Source organism: Burkholderia sp. LAS2, assembly GCF_018417615.1.
Lineage (GTDB): Bacteria > Pseudomonadota > Gammaproteobacteria > Burkholderiales > Burkholderiaceae > Burkholderia > Burkholderia sola.
Genome location: NZ_CP071053.1, coordinates 394,863 through 418,904 on the forward strand (window position 1 = coordinate 394,863; position 24,042 = coordinate 418,904).

Below are 24,042 nucleotides of genomic sequence, written 5' to 3' on the forward strand. Positions count from 1 at the left end.
CGCGGGCGTCTTTGAGAGCCGACACCAGTTCGCGCACGAGCTGCGCCCCCCTGAAAAGTCGAAACCTTACTGCTTCACCGGATCGATACCCCAGCACTGCGCTGAGCGGTCAGCTTCCGGAATGGCCGTCGGGTTGTACTTGCACTTGTTGATAGTGTCGAGCGCGACCTTGTACCGGTCGACCAGCGGGTCGGCAATGCTGGCCAGGTGCGCGTCTCGCACCGTCTGGTCCGGCGTGCTGCAGTCGGCCCCCATATGGGAAACGTCGGGCCTGTAAATGCCGCCAATGGGTGACACCATCCCCTCGATGCCAGCGCCCTCGATTACCTCGTAAAGTACCTGTGAGGTCGGCTTATACGACTTCACCGCCACCAGGCCGTCACCGTTGACGGTTCGAACCTCTTTGGGCCCCGCGCACGACACGATCGGCCGCGCCGCGAAAATAACTCGCCCCTTGAGATACTCGCGCGCGCCGTACACCTGCAGGTCGCGCTTGAACTGATCAACCGCGGCGCTTCGCTCGGCCGAATCGATGTATCCGGACATATCGTCGAGCTCGAAGTACATCAGCGCCCATTCGCTGATGTTGGTTTTCGAGTTCGCAATCTCGGCGTCAGTCGGCCCAACGCCGCCGTTTTCACTCATGACAATGTCGTGCAGCTTCGAGCCGTTGACGACGCCAGGATAGACCGCGATGTCGGCGCCCCTCGCCTTGAATGCGTTCTGCAGCGCGGAGATCGTTGGCTGCACGTCGCCGGCAGACGGATCAGGCGCGGACGCCGCGCTCGATACATCCGCCGTAGCAGCCATTGCGCGCGCGCGCTGCGTCGACACCAGTGGCACCCCCGAATACGCAAGACGGATTGCCGGACCGGATGCGGACGGCGTCGACGAGTCGTCACCGCCACCACAGGCCGCAAGGGTGAGCCCAGCCAGAACTGCGGAAATCAGCGTTTTTTTCATTGTGGTTCTCAGGTCGGAAGTTGTTATATCCCCGGATCGCCGATTTTACATATCGATTACGGAATCGGGAAACAGAAAGCCCGCGGCAAGCGCGGGCCTCGGTCGCTTTGTTTCTATCGCGGCGCCGCGCCCGTCAGCGCGTCGTAGTCGCTTTCACATTGCCGCCCGGCAATGCCCCGCTCGTCAGCGATTCGCGCGAATTCTCCCGCAGCCTCGTCAGTCCGGCGGAACACGTCGGCAAGCAGATCGAGGGCGCCGCCGGCTGCCGCGCTTCCGGCCGGAGCGGCGGGATCGCGCGCTCGAGCGACAAGCTCGGCGACCTGCTCGCGCAGGCGGACAGCAGCAGCATCGGCAGCGTCAGCAGCAGCGCGCGCCTGGTCACGTTGTTTCGAAGCATTTTCAGCATTCCCCTGTTGTTGACGCGCGATACGGTTGCTTTCGTCCCGCTCGCCGACGAGCTCGCGAATTCGCTGTGCCTGAGTTTCTACGGTGCGCGACTGGTCGGCGTCGCGATGTCCCTTGAAATAGCCGGCCGCGGAACCGATGACCACCGCCGCGACGATCGCGAGCCAAACCCGCGGATCGAACCAGGTCATAGTCCCTCCGAGTACGTCGTGCTCGTCGCGCCGAACGATGCCGTCAGCAGCTGTCGCCGCGGCTTCGTGCCGATCGGCGCGAGGCCGATGTGAACCCACGTGCCCTCCTGAATCAGCTGGTCGAATTCGATCGGCGACGCGCTGATCGCCCGGCAGATGTCGAGCGGCGCGCCGAATTTCGGACAGACGAAATCGGCGGCCAGGCCCGACAGATGCGCGCTGCTCGGAACGCCGCCCACCGCGCGATTGAGCGCCGCGGCGCGATAGCCCGAGGTGATTATCACGGGCCGCCCGCCGAGCACATCCCGCACGCGCTCCAGCGTTTCGGCCGTCCTGCGCAGGTTCGAAGTGACGGCAGCCGAAGGTGTGTTATCGATGCCGCGCCGGCGCGCCGTATCGCTCGCGGTCAATTCCTCGAGCGTGAAATGTGCTGTCAGATTCGTCATACTCACTTTCCCCCAAACATTCGTTTCGCATTCCGGCGCAGCAGCACCTCGAGGTACTGCGACCCGACGATGCCCAGCGCGCTACCGAGGCCGAGCAACGCGATCGGCGGCAGATCCGGGATCTGCAACAGCGCCAGCCCCGCGACCATCGACGTCGCCGAACCGAGCACGGCGCGCCCGGCCACAAGCCGGAACGTCAGCTGCTCACTACCCACCAACACTTTCGCAATGCCAATCAGTCCGCCCATGAGGACCAACTCCAGAATCGTCTTTTCGTGCTCTTGCATTACCGCTCCCCGTTTCCTGCCCCGTAAAAAGAAAGGCCGCCAAGTTGGCGGCCCATCACACAATCCCTGTAGCATCCAGCACCATGAAGCGTGAATGCCATTGTTCTCGAAACCCTGACCAGTTCGGCTTTCGTCCACCTCCGTACATTGTTGTGCCCCACGACACCGTATTCCCGCTCACGCGAATCGACGTCAATTCGACACCCGCGGGGTCATAGCTCCATGCCTGGCGAACCGGGTAGATTCCTGAAACGATGACCGGCGCGGCGTATGTCCGAGAATCCCAGGGTGCGCCCGGCGCCCCAAGCGTGGCCCACCCAGTCCCCGGTATGTACTCGTTGTAGATCACATCGAGCACACGCAGAAACGGCCTCGACGAATCCGCGATTAGGTCGCCTCTCCAGTTGAAAACCTGCAGTCCAAACGAACCGGAAACGAGCGGGACACTGTCAAAAAGGAAAAGAAACACCGTGCACGGTCGCTCGGTAACGAAGCGCAACGTAAACGTCGTTCCACTTACATCAGTACTCCAAATGGTGATCCCCACCCCATCCGACGCGTACACGCCATACATCGGCCCGGCTGTCGAGTTGAACGAGAAAGCAACGCTAGGCAGCGTCGTCGTGAACGGTTTTCCCGCGTCATTGACCGCGAGACGCAATGCGGTATCCACCGACTGCGCAGACATTGCCTGAACCATTTGATAGTTCGGCGTCGACCCGTCAATCTGGTACACACCCGTATCCGTGAACGCCTGAAATCCTGCCGGCATCAATACACCCCATAAACGATCCAACCAGGAACCTGCGTGTAGGCATTCGACCCACTCGTATTGCCGCTGTACCACCAGCTGATGCCGTTCCGGTCGATTGCCACATTCGGCGACGGCTCGGCACCCGATACGCGATAAAAAATCCGCGCCGGCATGAATGCCCAGAACGGCTCACCGGTTGACATGTCGGCGGCGACACTTCCGTTGCCGCCGCCGGTCCATGCAATTCCGACCACGCGCCCTGCGCGCGAGTGCGCATCCAGAATCGGCCGAGCGGCGCCATCGAAAATCTGAAGCCCGGTCGTCATCACCACATCCCCATGCGCACGCGAAGCACGCCGTTGCCGTCGTAGACACGCACACTGCTGCCGTCGAGCACCAGTCGATTTCCGCTGCCGTCAGAAGCGTTGATTTCGAACCAGCCGCTCTTGTCGAGCCGCCAGCCCTGGCGGCCGGCGACGTAGTTGTCGGACTGGATGTAGCTGCCGATCATCGCGTTCGTGATCCAGCCTGCACCGATGAGCGCCTGGCGGATGAACACCTGACCGCCCTGCACGACGAACGGCACGATCATCGAACCACCGTTGTTCGGGTCGACCACCGCGAACCGCTGCGCAGACACCAGCACCTGAGATTCGACGATCCCGTTGTTGTTGTCGACGCCGACCCCAATGCCGGCGATATACGTGCGGCCATCTGCCGTAATCTGTGTTTTGATCTGGTACGAAGCCGCGACGCGCCCGTTCAGGTCCGCATACGACTGCGCAACGGTCTGCACGGCGGCCGCATTTTCGTTGGCCTTCGCCTGAACCGTAGTGATTTGCTGCGCCATCGCGCTATCGGCATCGACGCGCGCCTGCGTTTCGGTTTGCACCGCCGCAGTCAACGTCCCTGCCGCGGACTGCAAACGGGCCGCTACCGTCTCGACGCTCTTGGCAACGGCCATGTCGCCTTCCGCGATCGCGGACTGCAACGACCAGACACCCGCGTACTGCGTTTCATCGCCCGCATACTCTTCAGCGTCACCGGCCATGAGCGGGGTAATCGAATCGATCGGCTCAAGCAGATCCTGCCCGAGCGCGCTCTTCCCGATCTGATTCCGGAAATAATCTTCGTACGCGTTCTCGTCTGTCGTCGGTTGCCCCTGCACGCCCGGTCCGGCCGCCGGATACCACGGCCCGACGTTTCCAGACGTGTCGACGAGCCGAGCCCAGAAATAAAACACCTGGCCGACCGCGAGCCCTTGCAGCGACGTCGACGCCTGCGGATACGCGTAGTCCGACAGCTTGATCGCATCATCGCGGCTCGGCGTGCGGCTGTACCAGATCTCGGTGCGCTGAGTATCGTCAGCCGTACCGTCACCCGGAAACGCCCAATCGAGATTGATCCCGAACACGACACCTTTGGCCTTGAGCGACGCGACAGCCGGCGGCGGCGTCGTTTTTCCGTTCAGCTGCGTTTCCGCGCTGATCGCCGGCAGCGACGTGACACCCATCACGTTCTGCGCGCGCACGCGGGCCACGTACCGCCCCTGATAGATCCCGGGTACCTCGACCTGCAGGCCGCCCGTACGCGGAACGCTGATCCACTCGCCGTTGTCCTTCCGCCATTCCGGCAGGTACGTCACAGCGTTATCCGCGGCATCCCACGCGATCACCATCGTGGTTTTGGAAATCCCCTGATCGATCGCCGAGTACGTCGTCATGCGCACGTTGGTCGGCGGCGCCTGCACCGATGGCGGCACGACAGTCACCGGCCGCTGCTGAATCTGTGCACCATCGTCGATCGCCGCGTACTTCCCCGGCTCGTGCATCGTCGCCGTGATCGTGTATTCGATGCGTCCGTCGTCGTCGCCTTCCTGCACGCTCACGACGCGATAGAGCTGCGCCGCGACCTCCGCGTTTTCGAGCATCCACACAGCACCGGGAACCGGGTCTGCGTCGAAACCATCGACGAGCGTGAGCACGTCGCTATCGACCGACTTCACCGCCCGGGACTGCGCAATGCCCGACGGCAGGATCGCCGTGAAGCGATCACCGGGTGCCACGGTCGGCGCCTTGTCGAGCGTGACGACGTTGCCAGCCGCCGCGCGAATGCGCCCGCCGATGCGCCGACCGGCCTTTCGCGGATCAGCGATCGCGACCACCTGTCCCGGGCCTACCAGCACACCGTCCATCCCAACCTTGAACGTGACCGTGCCCGACTCGTAGCGCGACGTCAGGAGAAGCCATCGCCCGAGCCGGTGCGCCTGCGCCTGCGACGTGCAACCGAACGCCGTTACCTGCGTCTTGATGACGCCGTACCGCGCGATGCCGTCGTCGTCCGGCACGTACTCGACCGCCTGTTTGTACTGGTTCGACGGATCGTTGTAGCTCACAAGCGCGACCGTGTATCGCGTCTTTCGCTCGCTGCCCACGTAGCGGAACGCCCCGTCGATCACGTTCGCCGCCGTGTAGACGTAGACCGGATCCGACGGCATGTCCGCGGAAGCGATCACCGCTCCAGGCCCCCAGTACGAAATACCGCGGAACACGCCGGCGATGTCCTGCAACACCTTGAACGCGTCGGCCGCGGACTGAATCACGCAGTTGCACGTAAAGCGCGGCTCGACGCCGCCCTTGCCATCGGACACCATGACGTCGCAATAGCGCGCAATCTCGTACAGCCCCCACTTGTCGATCATCGACACGTCAACCGTCTTGCCGAGCCCGTAGCGGTCGTTCAGCAGCAGGTCGTAGAAAATCCACGCCGGATTGTTCGTCCACGCCGGCTTGAACGTCCCATCCCAAGCCCCCGAGTACGTGCGGGTTTCGGGATCGTAGTTCGACGGCACCCGAACGATCAGGCCGCGAACGTGGTACGACCGCACCGGAACCTGCGAGAACGATCGAGCATCGAACGTCATGCCGACGAGCGCCGTCATCGGATACCGCAACTTGCGGTCGATCACCTCCGTGATCGCCTCGATATTCACTGCGTCCGCAATCAGAGAGCTGTGTGCGTTCGGCGTGATGCGCCGCACACGGACCAACCATCCGGTTGCAGCGCGCGGCAACTCGATCCGGTGCGAGCGCTCGTAAAGCGACGTTGTTTTGCCATCGAATGCCGACGACAGCACCTGCGCGTACGAACCACCGTCGACTGACAGGTCGATCGCATATTCCACGCGATAGCCAAACACGCCTTTCGCCGGATCGCTTTTTTGTAGCGCGGGCACGCCGAAGCGAATACGGACCGCTGTGAGTTGCGTGTTTTGGACCTGCCGCACCCACGGCGCATCGGAAGTCAGCGGCACACCCACGGCCGATTCGCGCTCGACCGCCGGAAAGCCGGGCATGAATTCCTGATCGATCGTGCCCGTGCGAACGTCGGCGCTGTAATTCTGGAAGTTGACCGAGCCGTCGGAATTCTGAATAGGCGTGCCATCGAAAGAAACCGACTGCATGCCCTTCGCCAAACCGACGATCGGCCCCTCGGAAATGACGTCGAGCACCTTCGCGCGCGCGATGGAATGCAGGTTGTCCGGTGATTCACCGCCGCCACCGCCGCCACCACCGCCGCCCTTCGCGCCGCTAACACGCTTGGGCCCGGATTCCGCGTAGATCTTTTTCACACCTGGTCCTCCGTGTAAATTCCCGAGCTGACAACCTTCGACCCGACGACCATCTCGCCGTACACGAGCGGCACGGGCTCGCCCTGCGCAGCGCTGTTCACCGCTCCGTTGAAGTAGTACGAGGTGCCGTTGTCCGCGGCACCGGCGAGACCGGCCTGCTGCGGGCTGAGCATCTGCACGATTCCGCCAAGTGCCATTGACGCGCCGAGCCCCATCAGTTGCGCGCCCCACGGTTGCCCATAGAACGACGCGACCGCGCCGACGACCATCAGGGCCGCACCGAAGATCGTCTGGAACAGCCCACCGCTCTTACTGCCGATGATCACCGGAGCAATTCGGATTGCGTCGCTTCCGACCGGCGCACTGAGATCGTCCTCAGTCAAGTTTCGGCGGCCGTTGAACACCGCGAACGTCAGCCCGTTGTCTCGCGCGTCGAGCAGGAATCTCCGAAAGCCCGGGATCAGCACCGACAGCGCGCGCACGGCCTCTGCGGTCGACGAGACGGCCAGCCGATGCACGCGGCCGAATCGCGCTCCCGCGATCCCGTAAAGCCTCACCTCGCGCAATATTTCCGTCACTTCGCACCTCCGATGTGCCGCAGCACCGTCGTGCAGCTGTCCCGCCACATCGAACCCCACACCGCGCGGCACGACAGCCGCCCGTACATGTGATGCGCGAACATGCCGTCACCGAGATACACGCCAGAGTGATTCGGCACGCCGTTTTTGCTCCGGACCTGCATCAGCAGCACGTCGCCCGGCTCGAGCAGCGCGTCGCGACCCATATCGAGAAAGCCGGCGTCCTGGTAGTGCGCGACATACAGGTTCGAATACCCGTCGGCCCACCACCCATCCTTGCGCTCAAAATCCGGCAGCACGATCCCACGTTCGGCGAGATACCAATCACGCACCAGCGAGTAGCAGTCGAGCACGCCGTGCACGTATTCCCGACCGTACAGCGGCGCGACGTACCCGCTCGGCCCGAACTCGCACCAGTTGTCGACGCCGATCGTTCCGTCGGCCTGCACGCCGAGCGAGACGATTACCCACTGCGGGATACCGGCGCGCTCACACATCGCGCGGTCCCCCATGCTCGGCTGCGCCGTTCCGTTCGGATGCGAATGGACGACCGCGCGAATTTCTCCCAGGTCCTCCGCGGCCGCGTAAGCATCGGCCGCGAGCGCGAATTGCTCGGTGGGCGCCGCCGCGATGTTGCGGCCCGGCACATACACATCGCCGGCAGCCGTACCGACGACGAGCCCGCAGCACTCGCGCGGGTACTCGGCGAGCGCATGCTCCGCGATCGCTTGCTTGATTCGTTCGTCCATAAAAAAACCCGCCGATTGGCGGGTCCGTGAAAAGGGGTAGGTCGGCGGTCTAGGCCAGCGTATCGCACAAAAAGCCGCCGTACGGGAGCGGGTTGTTCACGCCGTACCGGCATTCGCACCCGCTGATTTTCTGGCTGCAGCGGTCGAGCGCCGGATCGCTCACCGGCGTGTCGTCCTTGTCGAAGTACGCCGCGCCGGCATACCCGCACTCGGGCCCGCGATAGCGCCACTGGCACGTGCCGACGATCTGGCGCGCCGGCACCTGCTGCCCGCCGAAGTCAAGCGGCGACGACAGCGTGAATTCCACCTGCACGCCGGGCTGCTCGTCGCTCTTCTGCTCGATTCGCCACTGCTCAGGCGGCCATTGCTCATTCGGGTCCGCCGTCGGGTTGCCGTCCGGAAAGTTCACCGCGTCGAGGTACTTCGCGAGCGTGCGTCGACGGAACACCTTCGCGCCCACGAGGTCATCGAGCGCAACGCACAGCGCCGTAATCGTGCCGTTGATGTCGCCCACCGTCAGTGTCGGCGCCGGCTGCCGCGCGTCCGATGTCCTCTCGAAGCCGGCGGCCTGAATCGGCCAAGGCTTGTATTCCAGACCCTGCCACACGATCGAAGTCGATTGCAGGTGTCCATGAAAGCGCAACGCGTCGCCGCCGATCTCCGTGCAATCGACCTCGAAAAACTCAAGGCGATGCCCGGGTTCCAGTTGCTGAATATCGGCTGTGATCGTCATACGCGCACAGGTGCTTCCAAAATCGAAAGGTTGCGTTTCAGGTTATCCAACTCGTCAGCAAGCGCGATGATGGCAGCAGCCAAATCCGGCGTGACCTTCGAATAATCGACAACTTGATGAATCGGCGTACCGTCTGCAGTAACAGCATCCTTTTCGCCCGATACTGCATGCGAGGCGGCTTTCTGCAGAACATGAGCGATGAACATCGGGTAAGCAGCCCCGGGAGCCGCCTTGTATTCCGCCATAACCGGTTTAAACCTTCTCACCCGCTCAATCGGGTCGACTATCTCACCGATCACGTTCTTAAGGCGATAATCCGATGGGACGTTAAACGACGAGGCCACCATTGGGGCGTACGCACCTGAATTCCAACTTACACACTCCAACGACGCATTGCTGTTGTTGTAACGAAGTACCAGCGCCCCGGTACTGGCTCTAAACCCAATTCCAGTTTGGGCCAGATCGCTCTCAACTACAAACGTTTGGTCGCCCCATTCGCCCGTTGCCTGACTCGCGTTAATCCGCTTGCGCGCCGATAAAATTTGAAACGTATTTACTGTGGCATAGTTCCCAGGATTGAGATTGCCCGAATCCCACGGCGTCTTTCCTGCGAAAGTCGGGCGCACGTCGAACGTTCCTACGCCAGCTACGGCGAGGGAGCCTGCCGACAACTTTCCGACGACCGACTCATCGTCGGAGCTTGGACGCCCGCGCACGAGAACACGCCAGGTATTCACGCCGTCGGCATCAAGCGCCACGGCCTCACCTGCGCCCAACCCCGACAGTGGCACGGAATCACCAGATCCGTCGTCCGGAGCGAGCAACACGCGTTTCGTACCGACGTTGACGAGCCACACGATCGAATCCGGTTCGCACAATGCCGCCTTGCGGAGCTTGATCGTGCCGCCAGCAGCAATATTGATGCTGACGCGCCGACCAATATGCTCCTCGCCGAGTGTCCGCGACGCAGTGATCATTGGGGCCGACGCGAGCGCCGATTGCCGATCGAGCACGTCGACGTTCGCATTGGCTTTGGAATTAGCGACGCGAACGGGATCGCCGTCGCTCCCCTTTGGCGGCGTCCCGAGAATTACTTTCTGAAGCTTTCCCATGAGATTCCTTACGGCGAAAACGTCTGTTCAAACTGCGCCGTGATCGTGTACACGTTGCCGTTCTTCGCCGGCTCGGTGTACTTCTCACACACGAATCGCCCCTGCGGCCGAAGCGGCGGCGTCCACAAAAACGACACGGCGCCGGCATGCGCATCGAGGAACGCGAGGATTGCCGAGATTTTCTCGGCCTTCCCCACGAATCGAAGGTTGTACGACGGCACCCGGTTGTTGAGCCCGTCGGCCGCGCGCTGCGTGTACCCATCGCCGAAACCGGCCTTTCGCACACGCAGCGTCGTATCGCCGCCGAACCCCTCAACCGTCGGCGGCCAGATAAACGTGTCGGTCATCACCCCATCCCGTTTTTCATTTTCCAGAGCGATCCACCTTGACGGCTCTCGGCCGCCACCAAACCGCGCAACATCTGAGTTAGCAGCTTCACGAACTCCGCGCTCGCCATCATCTGCGCCGCGTTGCCCGTGCCGCCGTCAATGGTCACCGGAATATTCAACTCGACTCCCGCGCCCGGTGTGCCGACCGCGCCACCGCCTGCCGAGCCGCCACCGACAAGGCCACCGTTCGCAAACTTCGCGAAGCCGAGATCCTGTCCGCTGTTGATTGCCTCCAGCAGCCGAAGCACGCCGGGCTTGCGCACCGCCGCAGCCTTCACCACGAATTCCTCGTTGGAGAGCCACGCCGGAATGCTGTCGCTCGTCGACGTGCCCGGGCCAGTGACCCGCCCGCCGGTCGCGAGGTGGAAGGCGTACGCGTTGCCGCCGCTCGCACCGAACATGTCGGACATGCCACCCGCCACACCGCCGAGCAACGACGACGAACTGAATCCTCCCGCACTGGCCGCTCCCAGCCCCAGCGCCGAACCGAGCGCGCCGAACACCGGCGCCATCGCCGCGCGTGCGGCGAAGCGCGCAAGGTCCGTGATCATGCTGTTGACCAGCCCGCGAAAATCCAGCTTGCCGGTCGACACGAACGAGGTGAGCGCGTCCTCCATGCTGCGGAACGAACTCGTAAACGCGTCCTCCGCGCGACCTGCCGCGTTCTCCGCAGATTCCTGATACAGCGCCACCGCACGGCTCGCGCCGACGCGCCAGTCGCGCTGCACCGCGAGCCGCTGCTCGACATAACCCCGTTCGCGCTCGACCTGCTCTGCCTCGGCCCGGTTGATTCGGTCGATTTCCGCCAGGTACTCCGGCGAGCCGAGCGTGCCGTCCTTCCGCGCGCCCTTCGTGAAGTCGTCGCGCCGGCGGCGGAATTCATCGCCGACGCGGCTCGTCGCCTGGTTGAGCTCGCGCGCGTTGTCGCCCATCGGCATCGCGGCAAGTTCGCGCGCGACCTCGCGCTGGCGCTCGGACGCGTAGTCCGCCAGCTCCGCGTCGATCTGCGCGCTGCGCTCCTTCAGCTTGTTGATCGCTTCGTGATAGCGAACCTCTTTCTCCAGCTGCGCCGCGCGGTCGTATGCCGCGCGAATTGCAGCCTGATCACGAATCAAGCTCTTGTCGCCGTCTGTCAGCTTCGTGCGCTTCGCGGCCAGATCGGTCAGCTTCTGGTCGAACCCGATCCGATCTTTCTCCGACTGCGTGAGCTTGTCGGTTGCGACCGCCTCGACGCGCAGCTGCGCAATACGCTGCGCGATGTTGTCGAGCATGCGCTGACTTTCCGGCTCGGCACGCGACCCGGCGGCCCGGCTTTTGTGCGCGAGCGCTGGAGCATTGACGCCGATGCGGGCGACCTGGCCGGCCGATTCCGACACCGTGTCGTCGAACGCCTTTTTGCCGCGCGCCGCGGCGGCCGCGAGCGCCGCGTCAGCGTTGAATCCGAATTTCTCGAATTTCTTGCTGACGAGATCCGCCTGAAACTCGGCCAGCGCCGCGGCGACGACCATCTGCTGATTCATCAGCGCGAGCTCGCGCGTCAGATTGTCGATGTTCCGACGCGCGCCGGCCTCGGCCTTCGCGTCTTTGTCCTGGATCGCTTTTTCGAGCGATTTGTACGCGTCCGCGCGCCCAGCGATCAAGCCTGCCTGCCGCGCCTCCGCAGTATTCGCGCCCTTCGTTTTTGCTTCGTATTCGGCGCGTTGCTGCGCGGTCATGCCGATGACGTCGGATGCCTCTTTCAGCTTTTCGACGTACTTGTTCCAGGCCTCGGCCGCCATGCCGCCCGCGAAGAAATTGTTTTCTTCGGTGAGCAGTCGAATGCCGTCGGCCGCACCGCGCGCGGCAGCATCCATCGCGGCGAGCGTGCGCGTGCCCTTGTCAGCTGCGGCGCCGGCCGTGTCGATCGCCGACGCGGCCTGCACCAGCTCGACGCGAAGGTCGTCACCGCCCTTCGTCGCGTCGACGAACACGCCGACCAGCGCCGCCAGCTCGCGCGACTTCTCGTCGACGCCGAGATTTTCGGTCTTGATCCGGTTCAGCCCTTCGATGAAGCGATCGAGCGCAACCTGATTCTCGTCCGTGATGATCGGCGCGCTGTCGCCGATCCCCGGCACGATGACGCTCTGCGATGCACGCGCCGCAAGGCCCGCGTACGCGTCCGATACGTCGCTGCGCGCCGACGCCTGAGCCTGCTTCGCCCGATTGCGCTCGACCTCCTGCAGCAATGGCGACAGTTGCCGATACTTCTCGATGATCTGGTCGAGCGGCGCCTGCATGTCGATGAGGCTCGACGTCGCGCTACTCGCGTGATCGCGGAATACCAGCCAGTTCACCGCGGCGCCGAGCGCCACCGTGCCAACAGTCGCGATAATGCCGGGAAGGCCGCCCATCACCGACAGCAGACCCGACCCGACCGTGCGCATCAGCGAACCGGCGCGCGCGGCAGCCGTCTGCGCCACCGCCGCGCGTTCGGTCGCCGCGGCCAGGCCCGCCGTCGCGGCCGTCGCGCCGCGCTCGGCCCGCTCGCGAGCCTGCGTCGCCGCCGCGACCTCGCGTTCGGCCACTGCAAGCCCCTTCTCCGTTTCGGCCAGCGCCGCAGCGTAGCGCGTCTGGTCGACCGTCCCCTTGGTCGCTGCAGCCTCCAGCGCCACGCGGCGCTGCTGCGCCAGCGCGAGGGATGCCTCGGCCCGCTCCAGCTCGCCCTGCGCCGCCGCTGTCTCGCGCGCGATCACCGCCGCGTACGGCGTGCCGGCGATCCGCGTGCCGATCTCCTGGCTGTTCGCCAGATTCGAGCGCGCGGTCGCGACCTGCGCCACGGCGCTCGCCTCGATCGCACGCGCCTCAGCGAGCTTCGCCTGCGCGTACTGGATCGAACCGGCTGTCAGCGCCGACTGCATCGCGAGGCTTTCGCGCATCGCACGCATGGCGGCCAGTTCGGCCACCGCGGCGACCTCTGCCGCCTGCGCGTTCTGAAGCTTCGCAGCCGCCGCGTCGCGGTCGCTCTGCGCCTTCGTGATCGTGACGAGCGCCGCAGCGTTTTCCGCCTGCGCCTTCGCCAGCAACGCCTGCCGCTCAGCGTTCCACGCGATGGCCGACTTGCTGACAGCCACCGTGGTCTGCGCGAAATACACGCCGAGCCGGCCGGCCGCGAGCGACGCGCTGATCGCGACGATCTCGTCGAGGTGATCGGCAACGTAGACGACGCTCTGCGCGAGCTTCGCGCTCGCGCCGGTAGCCTCGTTCGCGTGCCCGACGTACGCGATGATTTCCGTTTGCAGGCGCGTCATCGCCTGCCCGACGGTCATGTCGACCTTGCCGAACAACGCGTCGGTGCTCGAGCCAGCATTCTTCAGCGCGTCGATCAGGTTCTCGACGGTCAGCTTGCCGTCCTCGGCCAGCGCCTTGAGCTCGGACGTGCCCTTGCCCATCCCGCGCGCAATCGCGTCCGCTACGCCCGGCAGTTCCTCGAGCACGCTCTTCAGATCCTGTCCGCGCAGCTGGCCGGACGCGAACGCCTGCCCGAGCTGCACGATACCGAGGCGCGCCGTGTCGGCCGACACGCCCGACAGCGCAACCGCCTTGCTGATCGTTTCGACCAGCGGGCCGACCTGCTTAATCGACAGGCCGAGATGCGACGTGTTGTTCGCGATCCGCTGATAAAGCTCGGCCGTCGCGTCGAGCGGCTGCCGCGTCGCCTGCGCGATGCGCAGCACATCGCTTTGCGCGACGGCGAAATCGATCTGATCCCGTGTGACGATCTTGAGCCGGTTGCTCAGGTTCGTCCATTCGTCGGCATACTCAACCAGTTGGTGCACGCCGAACGCTGCGGCAGCAGCCTGCGCATATGCGGTGAGCGACCCGCGCGCAGCCTCGATCGCACGCACCGTCACTTGCACGCTCGACGCATTGGAAGCGAACGCCGCATCAGCGGCCCGCCCCCCATCCCGGACCGCATTGAAATAGCCGCTGGCCGTCGACCCAAGCTGCTGCATGCGTCGATCGTACTGCGTCGTATTCGCGGTTACGCTGACGATCAGCTCGCGGAGACTCGTTCCCATATTTCCTATCCGCCTACTTTGCCAACCTCATTAGGCCCGCGAAGAAAGGATCGTCGGCGACCTCCTGAACCTCGGCCGACTCGCCCGACCAGTTCGGCATCATGTCGGCCACTTTCACCTTCGCACCCTGTGCCTGGAACACCGCCGACGCGACCATCGCCGCATGAAGGTCGTAACGATCATCGGCGATCGGTGACTCGGCATCGAACGCCTGCCACAAGGCGAACTCCGCGGTCGACATGTTCGCGCGCAGCTCGGCGAGCGTCCTGCCGAGCCGCAGCGCCAGCGTCAGTTCGAGTCGGAGATCGGGGTTTCGGCGGAGGCTTTTTTTGCATCGTCCTCCGCGTCGGCTTTCATGTTGCCGAGCTCGAGCGCCGTGTTGATGATGCGTTCGTGCGCGGATCCGAATGCCGACGCGATCTCCTGCGCGTCCGCGTCCTCGAATTCTCGACGCCAGCCTGCCGCCGTTTCGACATAGAGCACGCGAACGAACAGCCGCGCCGAGGCGAGCACGTGCTCTTCCGGGCGGACTCGCGCATACTTCTCGCGGGCGATCGCCTCGTCGTCGCCCGGCTCGACGCCGGCAGCGAGGCGCAGCGGTTCGAGCCAGAATGCGCGGTCTGCAAGCAACGGTTCGCGTACCGCGACCGTCACGTCGCCCCATTCCGGCATCGGCACCATCTGGTGCCGCCAGCCGGCCAACGGATTGAGAATCGCGGCACGCAACGCGCCGGCGATCGTCGGAGTTTTCGTCATCACTCGTTCCTTACGTTTCCGGATTGATTAACCCGCCGGTACGACCGGCGGCGGCACTTCCTTCGGCGCGCCGCTGACACGGACGCTGTAGGTCGACGTCACGATGCCATCGACGCCGGCGGACCAGGTGTACTGGCGTACCATGCCGATGAACAGGAACTGCGACTTGTCGCGGAAAGTCACGCGGAACACGTACTTGTCGCCGGTGACGCGCGCGCCGCGGAGAATCAGCTGGCCGGCGTCATCCGACGAATAGTTGCCGTCGACGGAAAATTCGCCAGGATCGGGCAGGCCGAGTTCGGATTCCTTTTCGTCGCTGGCGAGCGTCGTCGCGTCGATTTCCGACGATTGCCCGCCTTGCCAGTTGATCGTCTTGCTCGTCGTGTTGAGATCGACGAATACGAGCGCCTCGTCGTCGAGGTTCGACGACGACGTCTTCGAGATCTCGACCTTCGTACCTTGCGCCTTGATGCGCTTGCTCTTCTCGGCCATAAGCCCCTCACAAAAAGAAAGGCCCGCTCGAGGCGGGCCGTACACACAGCGGATTCCGTCAGAATTCAACGGATATTTCGAGGCTCACCCGAAAATCACCGGAATCGCTCGAATAGTCGTCAGGCAGGTCACTCACCCCGCCGACGGAAAACTGCTCGGCCGCGTACGCGCGATCGATCACCTTGTCGGCGAGCGCGTCGGCGTCCGTGTACGTACTGGCGTAGACGTCGACCTGGAACACGCCCGATTTACCGCCGGTCGCACCGCCGATCGCCATGTCGCGCGCGCCGCTCACGCGCGATACCACGTAGTACGGCGATTTCGCTGCTGCTGCGGCGGCGCTGACATATCCCTTCGCGGCTCCAACCGTGCCGATCGCGTTGCGGATAACGAGGGCGCTCACCGGCCACCCCCGATCACCATGTCGATCGCACGCACGATTTCGGTACGAATCGCGCCCTCGGCCTGGCCGATCGAGGCGTCGAACGCCGGGCGCGCGAACGGTTGCGCTCGCATATGCTGCGTGCCGAGCTCGACGAAGCGCCAGTAAAACGCGTTGCTGGGCGAATCGCCCTTGCCCTTCGTCCGTACGCGTACACCCGCCGTCGCGATGCCCGGCGCGTCCTTCTGCCGAAGGGCAGCCGAGACGATGTTTCGTCGCAGCTTTCCCGATTTCTTCGGCGCGCGTGCGCGCGCCTCGTCTCGGATCACCTTCGCCCCGGCCACAGTCGCGCGCCTGAGCGCCTTCGTCGACTGCGCTTTCGCCAGCTTCTCGAAATCCGTCCGCAGGTCGGCCAGCCCCAAAATTTGCACGCTAGACATACTTTTCCCCCACCTTCACCGACAGGTCGAGATATCCGCGCTTGCGCGACGGCAAGACCGCCGTAATGTCGTACAGCCTGCCGTCGTACCGCACACGCATCTGCTCGTCGATACCAGCCCGGTAACGGATGCGCATGCTGGCCACCGCCGAACCCCGGACCGCACCTGAAACGATGTGCTCTTTCCCGCTGATAAACAGCACGTCCGCCCAAGGATTCGAGTGCTCAACCCATGCATCCGGCAATGGCTCATCGTTCTCGTTTACCGCACCGCTTCGGCGCTCGATCACGATTCGCTCGTTCCGCTTTCCCGCACGCATACTTTCCTCGTTAGATGCTGACGATCGCGTGACGCGCGATGAGTCGATTCGTGAAATCCTCGCTAAGCGAACTGACCGTTCCATCGAGCTCCGATTCGCGATGCGCGGAAAGCGTGCCGAGTTGCAGCAGCATCCACGCAACGAGAGATTCGGGTACGGCGTCGGCCGACTCGAACGCGCCGCAACGAAACCGCACCTGCACGTCCTCGCCGTATGGAAACGATTTCCGCGACACGAGATACGCCCGATCCATCACTCGGTACGCGGCCGGCGGCAAGACTTGCCGCGCGCCTGCCTCGTCCGTGTACGACACGTCAAGGATTTCGATTACGTCGTTCCACAGCAGAATCCGTTCCGACGGAAACGAGTCGACCCGCACCCGACACTCCTGTGGCAGCAACGGGCGGGCCAGCGCCGCCTCGAGCGCCTCTCGCGCGGCGACGATATTTCCCTTCAGCAGGACATCTTCGTCGTCGCCATCAATTCGGCAGTGCTCGCGCGCCAGCTCGAGCGTGATCGCTTCCTGAACGGGCCGCGTCATGACGTCAACGCGACCCGCCGCGACGCGCAGCGGATATGCCAACTGGTCGGCCATGTATTCCTCACGTCGAATGTGCGACCGCCACGACGTGGCGGCCCCGTTCATCAGCCCTGCGGCGCCGCGGCCTCGCCCATCTTCAGCGCCTTCACCGCACCGCCGATGTCGATCAGGTTGCCGCCCTGACGGTTGAAGCCGACGAAGCCGACCTGCCCCTTGAGCGTGTAGCGCGAGTCGGTCATGCGGAACATCGTGAGATCCATCACTTCGCGCACGATGTATTCGGAGTGGTCGCCGAACGTCAGCGGCTTGGCGCCCGCCTCGGGCACGTCGTATTCCTGCACGATCGTTACCGGCCGGCCGAGCAGACGATCCGGTGCACCGCCCGGATTGCCCTGCTCGTAGCCCGGCACGAAAATCGGGCGCTTCTGCTCGTCCTTGATCTTTCGAACGACCTTCAGCATTTGGTCGTGCATCGCATATCCGCAGCTCGGACGCACGCGGTATGCCGGATCGACGCTGTGCTCAAGGTCGATCAGGTCGTCGTAGGTGATCAGGTTCGGCGACGCCACGGTAACGCCCGTGCCGACCGCCGTCAGCAGTCCGACCGGCTGCTTGTTGCCTGTGCCCTTCGCGAAATGCCGCGCGGTGATCCGACCGACGCGCGTCGACAGCAGACGGATGATGTAGCTTTCGAGGTCGAACATGCTGTCCTGCAGCAGCTCCATCGAAATCGCGATCGACTTCGACGAGTAGCGGAACGCTTCGAGCGACTTCGCGACGAACTTCGTGTCGCCGTCGCTCGTTTCCCCGTTTTCTTCGACGATTTCGCCCTCTTCCGTCGTCGCGTCCGTACCCGGGAACGTCATCGACGCGCCGGTCCCGGTCGACAGTACGGTAGCGATCTGGCGAAGGCCGCCGAATGCCTTGAGCGCCTCCGACAGTCGGCGATAGAACTCCGGCGCGACGGTATAGCCGCCGGCAGCCGGGTCGCCGGTCGACATGGCGTTCTGGATTTCCGGTGTCTGCCGCGCGAGCATGCGCGCGCGGTCCTCGTCGGTCAGAGCCAGCACGCCGCGGCGGAGGAACGTGCGGATCGCTTTCGATTCGCCTTCGTGCGCGCCCGGCGTCTTCACGTGCGCGTTGATCAATCCCTCCGGATTGCCGGCGAGCGCTTCCTCGGCGAGCCGGTTCATCAGCCCTTCGTGACGCTTGATCTCGGCGCCCACCCGATCCATTTCGGCAAGCCCTTCGTCGTACGCCTTTTGCTGATCGGCGCCCCACTTATCGCCCTGGTTGTTTTCGAGCAACGCGTTCAGATTTTTCGCGAGTGCGTCGCGACGCTCCCGCAGTGCTTGAATTGCAATAGCCATACAGTCTCCATCGACAGAAAAAGAAAGGGCCACCCGAAGGCAGCCCTTTGAATCGACGCGGGAACGCGTCACGAACGTTGTGCAAGCTCCAGCCGGCGCCGCAGCGCTTCCATATCCGCTGTAGCCGCGGGCGCCCGCGCACCCGGCTTCGGTTCCGGGGGCTGCTCCGGCAGCGGCTCCGGCGGGGCGAACGCTGCAGGGCCACGCGGCGGCGTCTGCGCATGCGCCGCGTTCGGCGCACGCTCATACGCCGAGAGATCCCACGCGGACGCCTGTGCATCCGCGCCAGCGCCCGCGAGTCGATCAGCAAAGCCGCGTTGCACGGCCTCGTCGGATGACATCCACGTTTCGGCAGCCATCCATGCAGAAATATCGTCCTCACTTTGCCCCGTCTCCTTCGCGTAGGTTCGCACCAGCGACGCGTCGACAGCGTCGAGCAGCTTCGCCGATTCACGCAGGTCGTCCGCATTTCCCATCGCGAACGTCCACGCGTTATGGATCATCACGAACGCACCGTCCGTGATCTCGACCTCATCGGCTGCCAGCATCACGAAGCTGGCAGCGCTCGCGGCAACGCCGTCGACGTGCGCGATCACCCGCGCCGAATGACCACGAATTGCCGTCTCCATCGCACGTGCGGCAAACACGTCGCCGCCCGGACTGTTGATCCGAAGGTGGATCGTGTCGGCCGTGATCCCGGCGAGCGCCTGCACGAACGACTGCGCGGAAACCCCGCCCCACCAATCGTCGGTCACAATCACGTCGTAAAGGTAGACAGTCGCAACCGTGCCGTCGTCGCTCGCCTTCACGCTGAAAGCCCGCGGCGCGGCGCGGTTGTCATTCAGAAGCTGGAGGATTCGGTTTCGTCGCATCTTTGGTCCCTGAATTGAGTTTGTTGCCGTCCGGCTCCGGCGGCATGTTGAAGCGGCGCCGCACGTCGTTCTGCGACATCCACCCCGGCTCGCCTGCGCGGCCGAGCGCGATGCGGAATGCCTCAAACCGCGATTTCATGTCGCCGAGATCGAGCGCGTCGGCGTCGTGCTGAATTGAACGCTTCGGTTTTCGAACCACCTTCCGGCCGACTTCCTGTGCAATCTTCGTAAGGTGTCGACCCAGCGTGTATTTCACGAAGTGCTTCGCAAGCTGCTCGGCAGTCGTGCCGATCGTCGTACCCTTGTCGCTACGGCCGACCATGTGGGGCATGACTCCGAACACCGAGCACACGTCGTCATCCGTCAGCTTCCGGTTTTCGATCAGCTTCACGTCTGCTGCCGACATCGAAATTTGCTTGATGTCCATTCCGCCGCCGAGCACGACCGGCGCCGAACTGTTGTGCAATCCGCTGTATCGCTGTATCCACTGCTTACGCAGCAACGCGACCTGATCCTCGGTCAATTTGCCCTCCGACTTGATCACGAGGTCGGGACGCAAGTTGTCCGACAGCATCGTGTCGACCAACTGGCCAGCGGACGAGGCAACGTTCACCGGCATGCGAAGCACGCTGCGGATTTGCGAGAGTCCGCGGCGACCATCGAAGCCCGGGCCAGGAACGTGGATCATGTCGTCCTGATCGACCGTCATCACGACGTTGGTAGCCGGATCGAGATACGTGTACACGAGACGACCGTCGACGAGATCAACCCACACCGAAAGTGGATGCAAGGGCTCGACCGACTCAATTCGCGATGACCACCGCGTAACGCGGTGAATGCGCGAAAAGAGATCGCCATGCAGGAGCAGGCCCGTCATGCCGAATTCCCACCCCACCGCCGCCGGCCACCGCGGGTGCAGCTCCTCGTTGAGCAGTTCCCAATATTCCGATTCCACCGGCAGCACGCCGTTCGGGCCACGCTCGTACTCAACCAGCGGCGTCGAAGCGACCGCCCCGCCGATCAGCGCCACGCAGGAATAAACCGTTGCGACACTCATCGCACCGCGTTCGCTCACCGCCCGCCCCGGCGTCTGCAAGCCCGTCATCCAGTCGTACGCATCGGTGCCCGGGACGATCTGACTCGTCGACACCGCGGCGGCATTCACCTTTGCCGCCTGGCGCTCGGCGTTCCACTGGTTCAAAATTCGCGAGCCGCTTGCGTTCGCGTGCGGCGCACCGTTCGTTGCGTTCGTCATAGGATGTAAATTTCCGGGTCCGCTTCAGGCTGATACGTAACCGCGCGCGTGGTCGCCATACAGGCCGCGACGATCGGATCGATGCGCCCGTTCGGCCGCGACTTCTTCTTGTCGGGCCGGATGTTTTCGTTCGAATCGAGCAGCAACGTAACGTTGCTTGCGCACCATCGCGCGACGGGGTTCCCCCCATGACGCATCCGGCCGCCGTAAACCAGGCGCTCCAGTTGCTTCGCCCCGGGTGACAGGCCCGCCATGTTTTGCGCGACCTGCACCATCGGAATCTCGTCCTCGAGCAGCTCGTTGACGATCTGCGTTGCGTTCCATGGGTCGAACGCGATGTCCTGCACGTCGAAGAGCTTGCAGGCGGCCTTGATCGTGTCGCGAATGACCGTGTAGTCCGTGACCGCGCCCGGCGTCACGATCAACCACCCTTGCTCCGCCCATTTCTTGTACGGCGCGGCGTCGCTGGCCTCCTGCGTGTTCACCTTCGCCTCTGGTGCGAAAATGAAGAAGACATAGAACCATTCGCCGGCTGGGTCGATTTCTCCGTCATCGCCGTACGGCGGGAACGTGAGCACGAAAGCGCACAAATCCTGCGTACTGGCCAGGTCCAAGCCGCCGAAGCACTTGCGCCCGGCCAGCGATTTCCGATCGAACGGCGCGCCGCATGCGTCCCATACGGCGATGTCGAACCAACTCAGAGCGCCATTGACCCAGACGTTCAGATCCTTGGTTAGAAAATTCGCCTTCGCGCTCGGCAGCTCGGCAGCCTTCGCCGCTTGCGCGTGCATATAGTCGACAGTTTTCGCGCTGCCGAGACTCGGATTCGCCTTGATCCAAACTGCCGGGTCGAACGGATCGTCGTCATCGTCGAGCGTATAGATGTAGCCGAAGAAGCTGTCGTCGATCTTGTCGCCACGCAGGATCATGACGAGATAGCCGCGAATTTCCGTGCAGATCCCGTCGAGGATGTAGCCGGCAGTCGTGATGGCGGAGATTAACGGCTGGAGTCGCGCACCGAGCGCTGACTCCATCACGTCCCACACCTCGCGCGTCTTGTGCGCGTGCAGCTCGTCCACCATACAAACCGACGGGTTCAAGCCGTCGAGCGATTCCGCGTTCGCCGGCAGCGGCTTGAACACGCTGCTGCCGATCACGATTCGCTCTTGGTTCGTCCCGTCGTACACCTTGATCGATCGCGCCAGCCGTTTCGATCGCCGACACCTACGACGGTAGTTGTCGAGCGCCGGCTTGAACACGCTCATAGCCTGTTCGCGCGTCGTCGCGATCGTGTACACCTCCGCGCCCTGCTCGCCGTCCATCAGGAACAGGTAATCGCCTTGCCCTGCCTTCCACGTCGACTTGCCGTTTTTGCGTGCGACTTCTTCGTACCCGGTGCGAAAGCGCCGCAGCCCGGAATCGACGCGGCGCCAACCGTACATCACTGCCGTCCAGAATCGCTGCCACGGATCGAGCACCAACGCCCGGCCAGCGAGCGCGCCCTTGATGTGAAGGAACTGCCGCTCGATGTAGTCGATGACGTGATGCGCGTGCCCTGCACTGAACACAATGCCGCGCGCCGGGCCGTCGATCAGATCGACGTAGTGGCGCTTGACCGCAAGGAACACGAACTCGCCGACGACGATCTCGCCTCGCAACACCGGCAGGCCGTAGTCGACATCCCATCGATGCCGAATGGCTGGCGTCAGGCGGGCAAGCTCGTCGGCCTCGAGCGCGCGTGATTCAGCAGCTCGTCGAACAGGTCGTCCTGTTGGTCCGAGTCGTCCATCTTCGACTTCGCGATCAGCATCGACGGCGTCGTCAGGCAGGCTTCCGGCAAACACTTGAGCAGCCCCTCTTTCAGCGACTTCGCCGCGTAGTAGAGTTGATGCGGCTGCGTATGACCGTTCGGCGTCTGCACCATGAACGATCCGTGATTGACCTTCTCGAAATCGCGCAACTGCAGCTCGACCTTCACCCATCGGACAAAGTCGACGCAGACGATCGCGAGCGCAACACCGGCCGTCCGGTGCGGCACACCCTCGGCACGCAGCGCGTGGCACAGGTAGTCCCACACCTTCCGGTGCGACGATTCGAAGTGCACCCCGGGCGGCGGCGGCGGCGATTCGATCGCCTTTCCAACGCCGCCGCCCGACGCGCGCGACTCGTCGGCACCGCCGACGTCGGCAAACGGTTGATTCGGACTCATGTGAGGCTTCCCGTAAGCGAGCCGGCGAAAAACTCATCTCGCGTTGCGCGATCGGCTCTATGGGGCGGCTTTCTTAACCCCCCCCTCTTCCAAAAATGGTCCGCGAAAAAATGCGGCTGAACGTTCGGTCCCGAGCAAGGGGCCGAAAAATTAAAACCACCCCCCCTCGGTTCGGGGCGGCGGTCGGGCCGGGGGTCAGCGGCGCCCGCGCCCCCGCGCGCCTTCGGCCGCGGTCTTCGCGTCGTGACACGGCTTGCAGATCGATTGCATATTGGTCAGCTCGTCGGTCCCGCCCTCGGCCTTCGAAACAACGTGGTCCACCGCGACAGCGCGAGCGACCCGACCTTTCTTTCGGCACGGCACACAGAGCCCGTTGTCGCGAGCGAGCGCTTCGCGACGCAGCTTTGTCCACGCCGTTCCGTATCCACGGGCGTGGCGCGATCCGCGTAAGCGATCCGATTGCCAGCCGACCGCTTCGCTCGCATGCTCAGCGCAGTAGCCTGGCGTCGACACCAGCCGGCCGCATCCGTAATGCCGACACTGCGTCGGCGCTTTCTTCGGCATCACGAACTCCAATGCAAAAAGCCCCGACGCTTTCGCTGTCGAGGCTTTGCGATTCTTCCGGGCGAGCGACGGCCCGGTACAGGCCGCGTCGCTCGGTATTAACCGGATCAAATTGTGGATCGAAGTGTAGATCAGCTATTTCGTTTCCGCAACACCCTCTTTCAACTTATCGATCACAGACTGCATGGAGACGTATTGCGGCCGAGGCACGGCGAGCTTCTCCTCGATCACTCGTTTTGCATGCGCAAGCGCGAGGTCGAATATGCTGGTCGGCCGCGCCTTCAGGCCGAGCCGGCGACAGATCACTGCCGGCGGTGCGCGCCACACGAAGTGCATCGTAAGCACCTTGCGATCGAACGGCATAATCTTCCGCATCGCCATCTCCATCCGATTCGCCGCTTCAAGGTCGAGCGTTGAGTCGACTGTACGCCCGCCGACCGAAGGAAAGTAGATGCTCGACGTGAGCCCGTCTGTCCCGCCTTGCCCACCACGCTGTGCGCGGGCCCAATTTTCCAATTGTTGCTCGATCGTCATACTTCCCCCGTT

27 protein-coding genes are annotated in these 24,042 nt (G+C 63.7%); all 27 read right to left on the reverse strand.

What is annotated here, in order from left to right; genetic code table 11:
* Nucleotides 1-66: 66 nt before the first annotated feature.
* Entirely contained in the window at nt 67-963 is an 897-nt protein-coding gene (locus JYG37_RS22115) for a hypothetical protein (RefSeq protein ID WP_213346403.1), read from the reverse strand.
* Between the two features lie 113 nt (nt 964-1,076).
* Nucleotides 1,077-1,559, reverse strand: coding sequence for a DUF2514 family protein (locus JYG37_RS22120; RefSeq protein WP_213346404.1), 483 nt, complete (start codon nt 1,557-1,559; stop codon nt 1,077-1,079).
* Entirely contained in the window at nt 1,556-2,005 is a 450-nt protein-coding gene (locus JYG37_RS22125; RefSeq protein WP_213346405.1) for a D-Ala-D-Ala carboxypeptidase family metallohydrolase, read from the reverse strand. Before JYG37_RS22125 ends, JYG37_RS22120 begins: the two co-directional genes overlap by 4 nt.
* A 2-nt stretch (nt 2,006-2,007) precedes the next feature.
* Nucleotides 2,008-2,292 carry a phage holin family protein gene (locus JYG37_RS22130; protein ID WP_213346406.1) on the reverse strand — a complete coding sequence of 95 codons (285 nt, stop codon included), beginning with the start codon at nt 2,290-2,292 and terminating at the stop codon, nt 2,008-2,010.
* 55 nt (nt 2,293-2,347) lie between these two features.
* On the reverse strand, nt 2,348-3,064 hold the full coding sequence (locus JYG37_RS22135; protein ID WP_213346636.1) for a hypothetical protein: 717 nt from the start codon (nt 3,062-3,064) through the stop codon (nt 2,348-2,350).
* Nucleotides 3,064-3,372 carry a hypothetical protein gene (locus tag JYG37_RS22140; protein ID WP_249746068.1) on the reverse strand — a complete coding sequence of 103 codons (309 nt, stop codon included), beginning with the start codon at nt 3,370-3,372 and terminating at the stop codon, nt 3,064-3,066. Before JYG37_RS22140 ends, JYG37_RS22135 begins: the two co-directional genes overlap by 1 nt.
* Entirely contained in the window at nt 3,372-6,677 is a 3,306-nt protein-coding gene (locus JYG37_RS22145) for a TipJ family phage tail tip protein (protein WP_213346409.1), read from the reverse strand. Before JYG37_RS22145 ends, JYG37_RS22140 begins: the two co-directional genes overlap by 1 nt.
* The gene (locus JYG37_RS22150; RefSeq protein ID WP_213346411.1) at nt 6,674-7,255 is read right to left on the reverse strand and encodes a tail assembly protein; all 582 of its coding nucleotides are present in this window, start codon (nt 7,253-7,255) and stop codon (nt 6,674-6,676) included. The genes JYG37_RS22145 and JYG37_RS22150 overlap by 4 nt, the downstream gene beginning before the upstream one ends.
* Nucleotides 7,252-8,004 carry a C40 family peptidase gene (locus JYG37_RS22155; protein ID WP_213346412.1) on the reverse strand — a complete coding sequence of 251 codons (753 nt, stop codon included), beginning with the start codon at nt 8,002-8,004 and terminating at the stop codon, nt 7,252-7,254. The genes JYG37_RS22150 and JYG37_RS22155 overlap by 4 nt, the downstream gene beginning before the upstream one ends.
* Before the next feature lie 49 nt (nt 8,005-8,053).
* Entirely contained in the window at nt 8,054-8,737 is a 684-nt protein-coding gene (locus JYG37_RS22160; protein WP_213346413.1) for a phage minor tail protein L, read from the reverse strand.
* Nucleotides 8,734-9,849 carry a hypothetical protein gene (locus tag JYG37_RS22165; protein ID WP_213346415.1) on the reverse strand — a complete coding sequence of 372 codons (1,116 nt, stop codon included), beginning with the start codon at nt 9,847-9,849 and terminating at the stop codon, nt 8,734-8,736. Before JYG37_RS22165 ends, JYG37_RS22160 begins: the two co-directional genes overlap by 4 nt.
* Before the next feature lie 8 nt (nt 9,850-9,857).
* Entirely contained in the window at nt 9,858-10,196 is a 339-nt protein-coding gene (locus tag JYG37_RS22170) for a phage tail protein (RefSeq protein WP_213346417.1), read from the reverse strand.
* A complete protein-coding gene (locus JYG37_RS22175; RefSeq protein WP_213346418.1) occupies nt 10,196-14,296 on the reverse strand; it encodes a phage tail tape measure protein in 4,101 nt (1,366 codons plus the stop codon). The genes JYG37_RS22170 and JYG37_RS22175 overlap by 1 nt, the downstream gene beginning before the upstream one ends.
* 13 nt (nt 14,297-14,309) lie before the next feature.
* On the reverse strand, nt 14,310-14,588 hold the full coding sequence (locus tag JYG37_RS22180) for a phage tail assembly protein T (protein WP_213346637.1): 279 nt from the start codon (nt 14,586-14,588) through the stop codon (nt 14,310-14,312).
* The gene (locus JYG37_RS22185; protein WP_213346420.1) at nt 14,585-15,052 is read right to left on the reverse strand and encodes a phage tail assembly chaperone; all 468 of its coding nucleotides are present in this window, start codon (nt 15,050-15,052) and stop codon (nt 14,585-14,587) included. The genes JYG37_RS22180 and JYG37_RS22185 overlap by 4 nt, the downstream gene beginning before the upstream one ends.
* A gap of 27 nt (nt 15,053-15,079) precedes the next feature.
* On the reverse strand, nt 15,080-15,544 hold the full coding sequence (locus JYG37_RS22190) for a phage tail tube protein (RefSeq protein WP_213346422.1): 465 nt from the start codon (nt 15,542-15,544) through the stop codon (nt 15,080-15,082).
* Between the two features lie 58 nt (nt 15,545-15,602).
* Entirely contained in the window at nt 15,603-15,947 is a 345-nt protein-coding gene (locus JYG37_RS22195) for a hypothetical protein (RefSeq protein WP_212093224.1), read from the reverse strand.
* Nucleotides 15,944-16,366 carry an HK97-gp10 family putative phage morphogenesis protein gene (locus tag JYG37_RS22200; RefSeq protein WP_213346424.1) on the reverse strand — a complete coding sequence of 141 codons (423 nt, stop codon included), beginning with the start codon at nt 16,364-16,366 and terminating at the stop codon, nt 15,944-15,946. The genes JYG37_RS22195 and JYG37_RS22200 overlap by 4 nt, the downstream gene beginning before the upstream one ends.
* Nucleotides 16,359-16,685 carry a phage head closure protein gene (locus JYG37_RS22205; protein WP_213346425.1) on the reverse strand — a complete coding sequence of 109 codons (327 nt, stop codon included), beginning with the start codon at nt 16,683-16,685 and terminating at the stop codon, nt 16,359-16,361. Before JYG37_RS22205 ends, JYG37_RS22200 begins: the two co-directional genes overlap by 8 nt.
* Before the next feature lie 10 nt (nt 16,686-16,695).
* Nucleotides 16,696-17,226 (reverse strand): head-tail connector protein, encoded by a 531-nt coding sequence (locus JYG37_RS22210; protein ID WP_213346426.1) that lies wholly within the window; start codon nt 17,224-17,226, stop codon nt 16,696-16,698.
* A 104-nt stretch (nt 17,227-17,330) separates the two neighbouring features.
* Nucleotides 17,331-18,596, reverse strand: a complete 1,266-nt coding sequence (locus tag JYG37_RS22215) for a phage major capsid protein (RefSeq protein WP_213346428.1) — start codon at nt 18,594-18,596, stop codon at nt 17,331-17,333.
* Between the two features lie 68 nt (nt 18,597-18,664).
* Nucleotides 18,665-19,468 carry a head maturation protease, ClpP-related gene (locus JYG37_RS22220; protein WP_249746069.1) on the reverse strand — a complete coding sequence of 268 codons (804 nt, stop codon included), beginning with the start codon at nt 19,466-19,468 and terminating at the stop codon, nt 18,665-18,667.
* The gene (locus JYG37_RS22225) at nt 19,434-20,723 is read right to left on the reverse strand and encodes a phage portal protein (RefSeq protein WP_213346430.1); all 1,290 of its coding nucleotides are present in this window, start codon (nt 20,721-20,723) and stop codon (nt 19,434-19,436) included. The genes JYG37_RS22220 and JYG37_RS22225 overlap by 35 nt, the downstream gene beginning before the upstream one ends.
* The gene (locus JYG37_RS22230; RefSeq protein ID WP_213346639.1) at nt 20,720-22,384 is read right to left on the reverse strand and encodes a terminase large subunit; all 1,665 of its coding nucleotides are present in this window, start codon (nt 22,382-22,384) and stop codon (nt 20,720-20,722) included. Before JYG37_RS22230 ends, JYG37_RS22225 begins: the two co-directional genes overlap by 4 nt.
* A gap of 44 nt (nt 22,385-22,428) precedes the next feature.
* Nucleotides 22,429-22,932: a P27 family phage terminase small subunit gene (locus tag JYG37_RS22235; protein WP_050011969.1), complete on the reverse strand. Its 504-nt coding sequence runs from the start codon at nt 22,930-22,932 to the stop codon at nt 22,429-22,431.
* 195 nt (nt 22,933-23,127) lie between these two features.
* A complete protein-coding gene (locus tag JYG37_RS22240) occupies nt 23,128-23,496 on the reverse strand; it encodes an HNH endonuclease (protein ID WP_213346432.1) in 369 nt (122 codons plus the stop codon).
* Between the two features lie 135 nt (nt 23,497-23,631).
* Nucleotides 23,632-24,030: a hypothetical protein gene (locus tag JYG37_RS22245; protein WP_213346433.1), complete on the reverse strand. Its 399-nt coding sequence runs from the start codon at nt 24,028-24,030 to the stop codon at nt 23,632-23,634.
* Nucleotides 24,031-24,042: the final 12 nt, after the last annotated feature.

Excerpts from the sequence above, each read along its gene's own strand:
- JYG37_RS22115 (WP_213346403.1), bottom strand. The coding sequence starts at position 963 with ATGAAAAAAACGCTGATTTCCGCAGTTCTGGCTGGGCTCACCCTTGCG.
- JYG37_RS22120 (WP_213346404.1), bottom strand. The coding sequence starts at position 1,559 with ATGACCTGGTTCGATCCGCGGGTTTGGCTCGCGATCGTCGCGGCGGTG.
- JYG37_RS22125 (WP_213346405.1), bottom strand. The coding sequence starts at position 2,005 with ATGACGAATCTGACAGCACATTTCACGCTCGAGGAATTGACCGCGAGC.
- JYG37_RS22130 (WP_213346406.1), bottom strand. The coding sequence starts at position 2,292 with ATGCAAGAGCACGAAAAGACGATTCTGGAGTTGGTCCTCATGGGCGGA.
- JYG37_RS22135 (WP_213346636.1), bottom strand. The coding sequence starts at position 3,064 with ATGCCGGCAGGATTTCAGGCGTTCACGGATACGGGTGTGTACCAGATT.
- JYG37_RS22140 (WP_249746068.1), bottom strand. The coding sequence starts at position 3,372 with ATGACGACCGGGCTTCAGATTTTCGATGGCGCCGCTCGGCCGATTCTG.
- JYG37_RS22155 (WP_213346412.1), bottom strand. The coding sequence starts at position 8,004 with ATGGACGAACGAATCAAGCAAGCGATCGCGGAGCATGCGCTCGCCGAG.
- JYG37_RS22160 (WP_213346413.1), bottom strand. The coding sequence starts at position 8,737 with ATGACGATCACAGCCGATATTCAGCAACTGGAACCCGGGCATCGCCTT.
- JYG37_RS22165 (WP_213346415.1), bottom strand. The coding sequence starts at position 9,849 with ATGGGAAAGCTTCAGAAAGTAATTCTCGGGACGCCGCCAAAGGGGAGC.
- JYG37_RS22170 (WP_213346417.1), bottom strand. The coding sequence starts at position 10,196 with ATGACCGACACGTTTATCTGGCCGCCGACGGTTGAGGGGTTCGGCGGC.
- JYG37_RS22175 (WP_213346418.1), bottom strand. The coding sequence starts at position 14,296 with ATGGGAACGAGTCTCCGCGAGCTGATCGTCAGCGTAACCGCGAATACG.
- JYG37_RS22185 (WP_213346420.1), bottom strand. The coding sequence starts at position 15,052 with ATGACGAAAACTCCGACGATCGCCGGCGCGTTGCGTGCCGCGATTCTC.
- JYG37_RS22190 (WP_213346422.1), bottom strand. The coding sequence starts at position 15,544 with ATGGCCGAGAAGAGCAAGCGCATCAAGGCGCAAGGTACGAAGGTCGAG.
- JYG37_RS22200 (WP_213346424.1), bottom strand. The coding sequence starts at position 16,366 with ATGTCTAGCGTGCAAATTTTGGGGCTGGCCGACCTGCGGACGGATTTC.
- JYG37_RS22205 (WP_213346425.1), bottom strand. The coding sequence starts at position 16,685 with ATGCGTGCGGGAAAGCGGAACGAGCGAATCGTGATCGAGCGCCGAAGC.
- JYG37_RS22210 (WP_213346426.1), bottom strand. The coding sequence starts at position 17,226 with ATGACGCGGCCCGTTCAGGAAGCGATCACGCTCGAGCTGGCGCGCGAG.
- JYG37_RS22215 (WP_213346428.1), bottom strand. The coding sequence starts at position 18,596 with ATGGCTATTGCAATTCAAGCACTGCGGGAGCGTCGCGACGCACTCGCG.
- JYG37_RS22220 (WP_249746069.1), bottom strand. The coding sequence starts at position 19,468 with ATGCGACGAAACCGAATCCTCCAGCTTCTGAATGACAACCGCGCCGCG.
- JYG37_RS22225 (WP_213346430.1), bottom strand. The coding sequence starts at position 20,723 with ATGACGAACGCAACGAACGGTGCGCCGCACGCGAACGCAAGCGGCTCG.
- JYG37_RS22235 (WP_050011969.1), bottom strand. The coding sequence starts at position 22,932 with ATGAGTCCGAATCAACCGTTTGCCGACGTCGGCGGTGCCGACGAGTCG.
- JYG37_RS22240 (WP_213346432.1), bottom strand. The coding sequence starts at position 23,496 with ATGCCGAAGAAAGCGCCGACGCAGTGTCGGCATTACGGATGCGGCCGG.
- JYG37_RS22245 (WP_213346433.1), bottom strand. The coding sequence starts at position 24,030 with ATGACGATCGAGCAACAATTGGAAAATTGGGCCCGCGCACAGCGTGGT.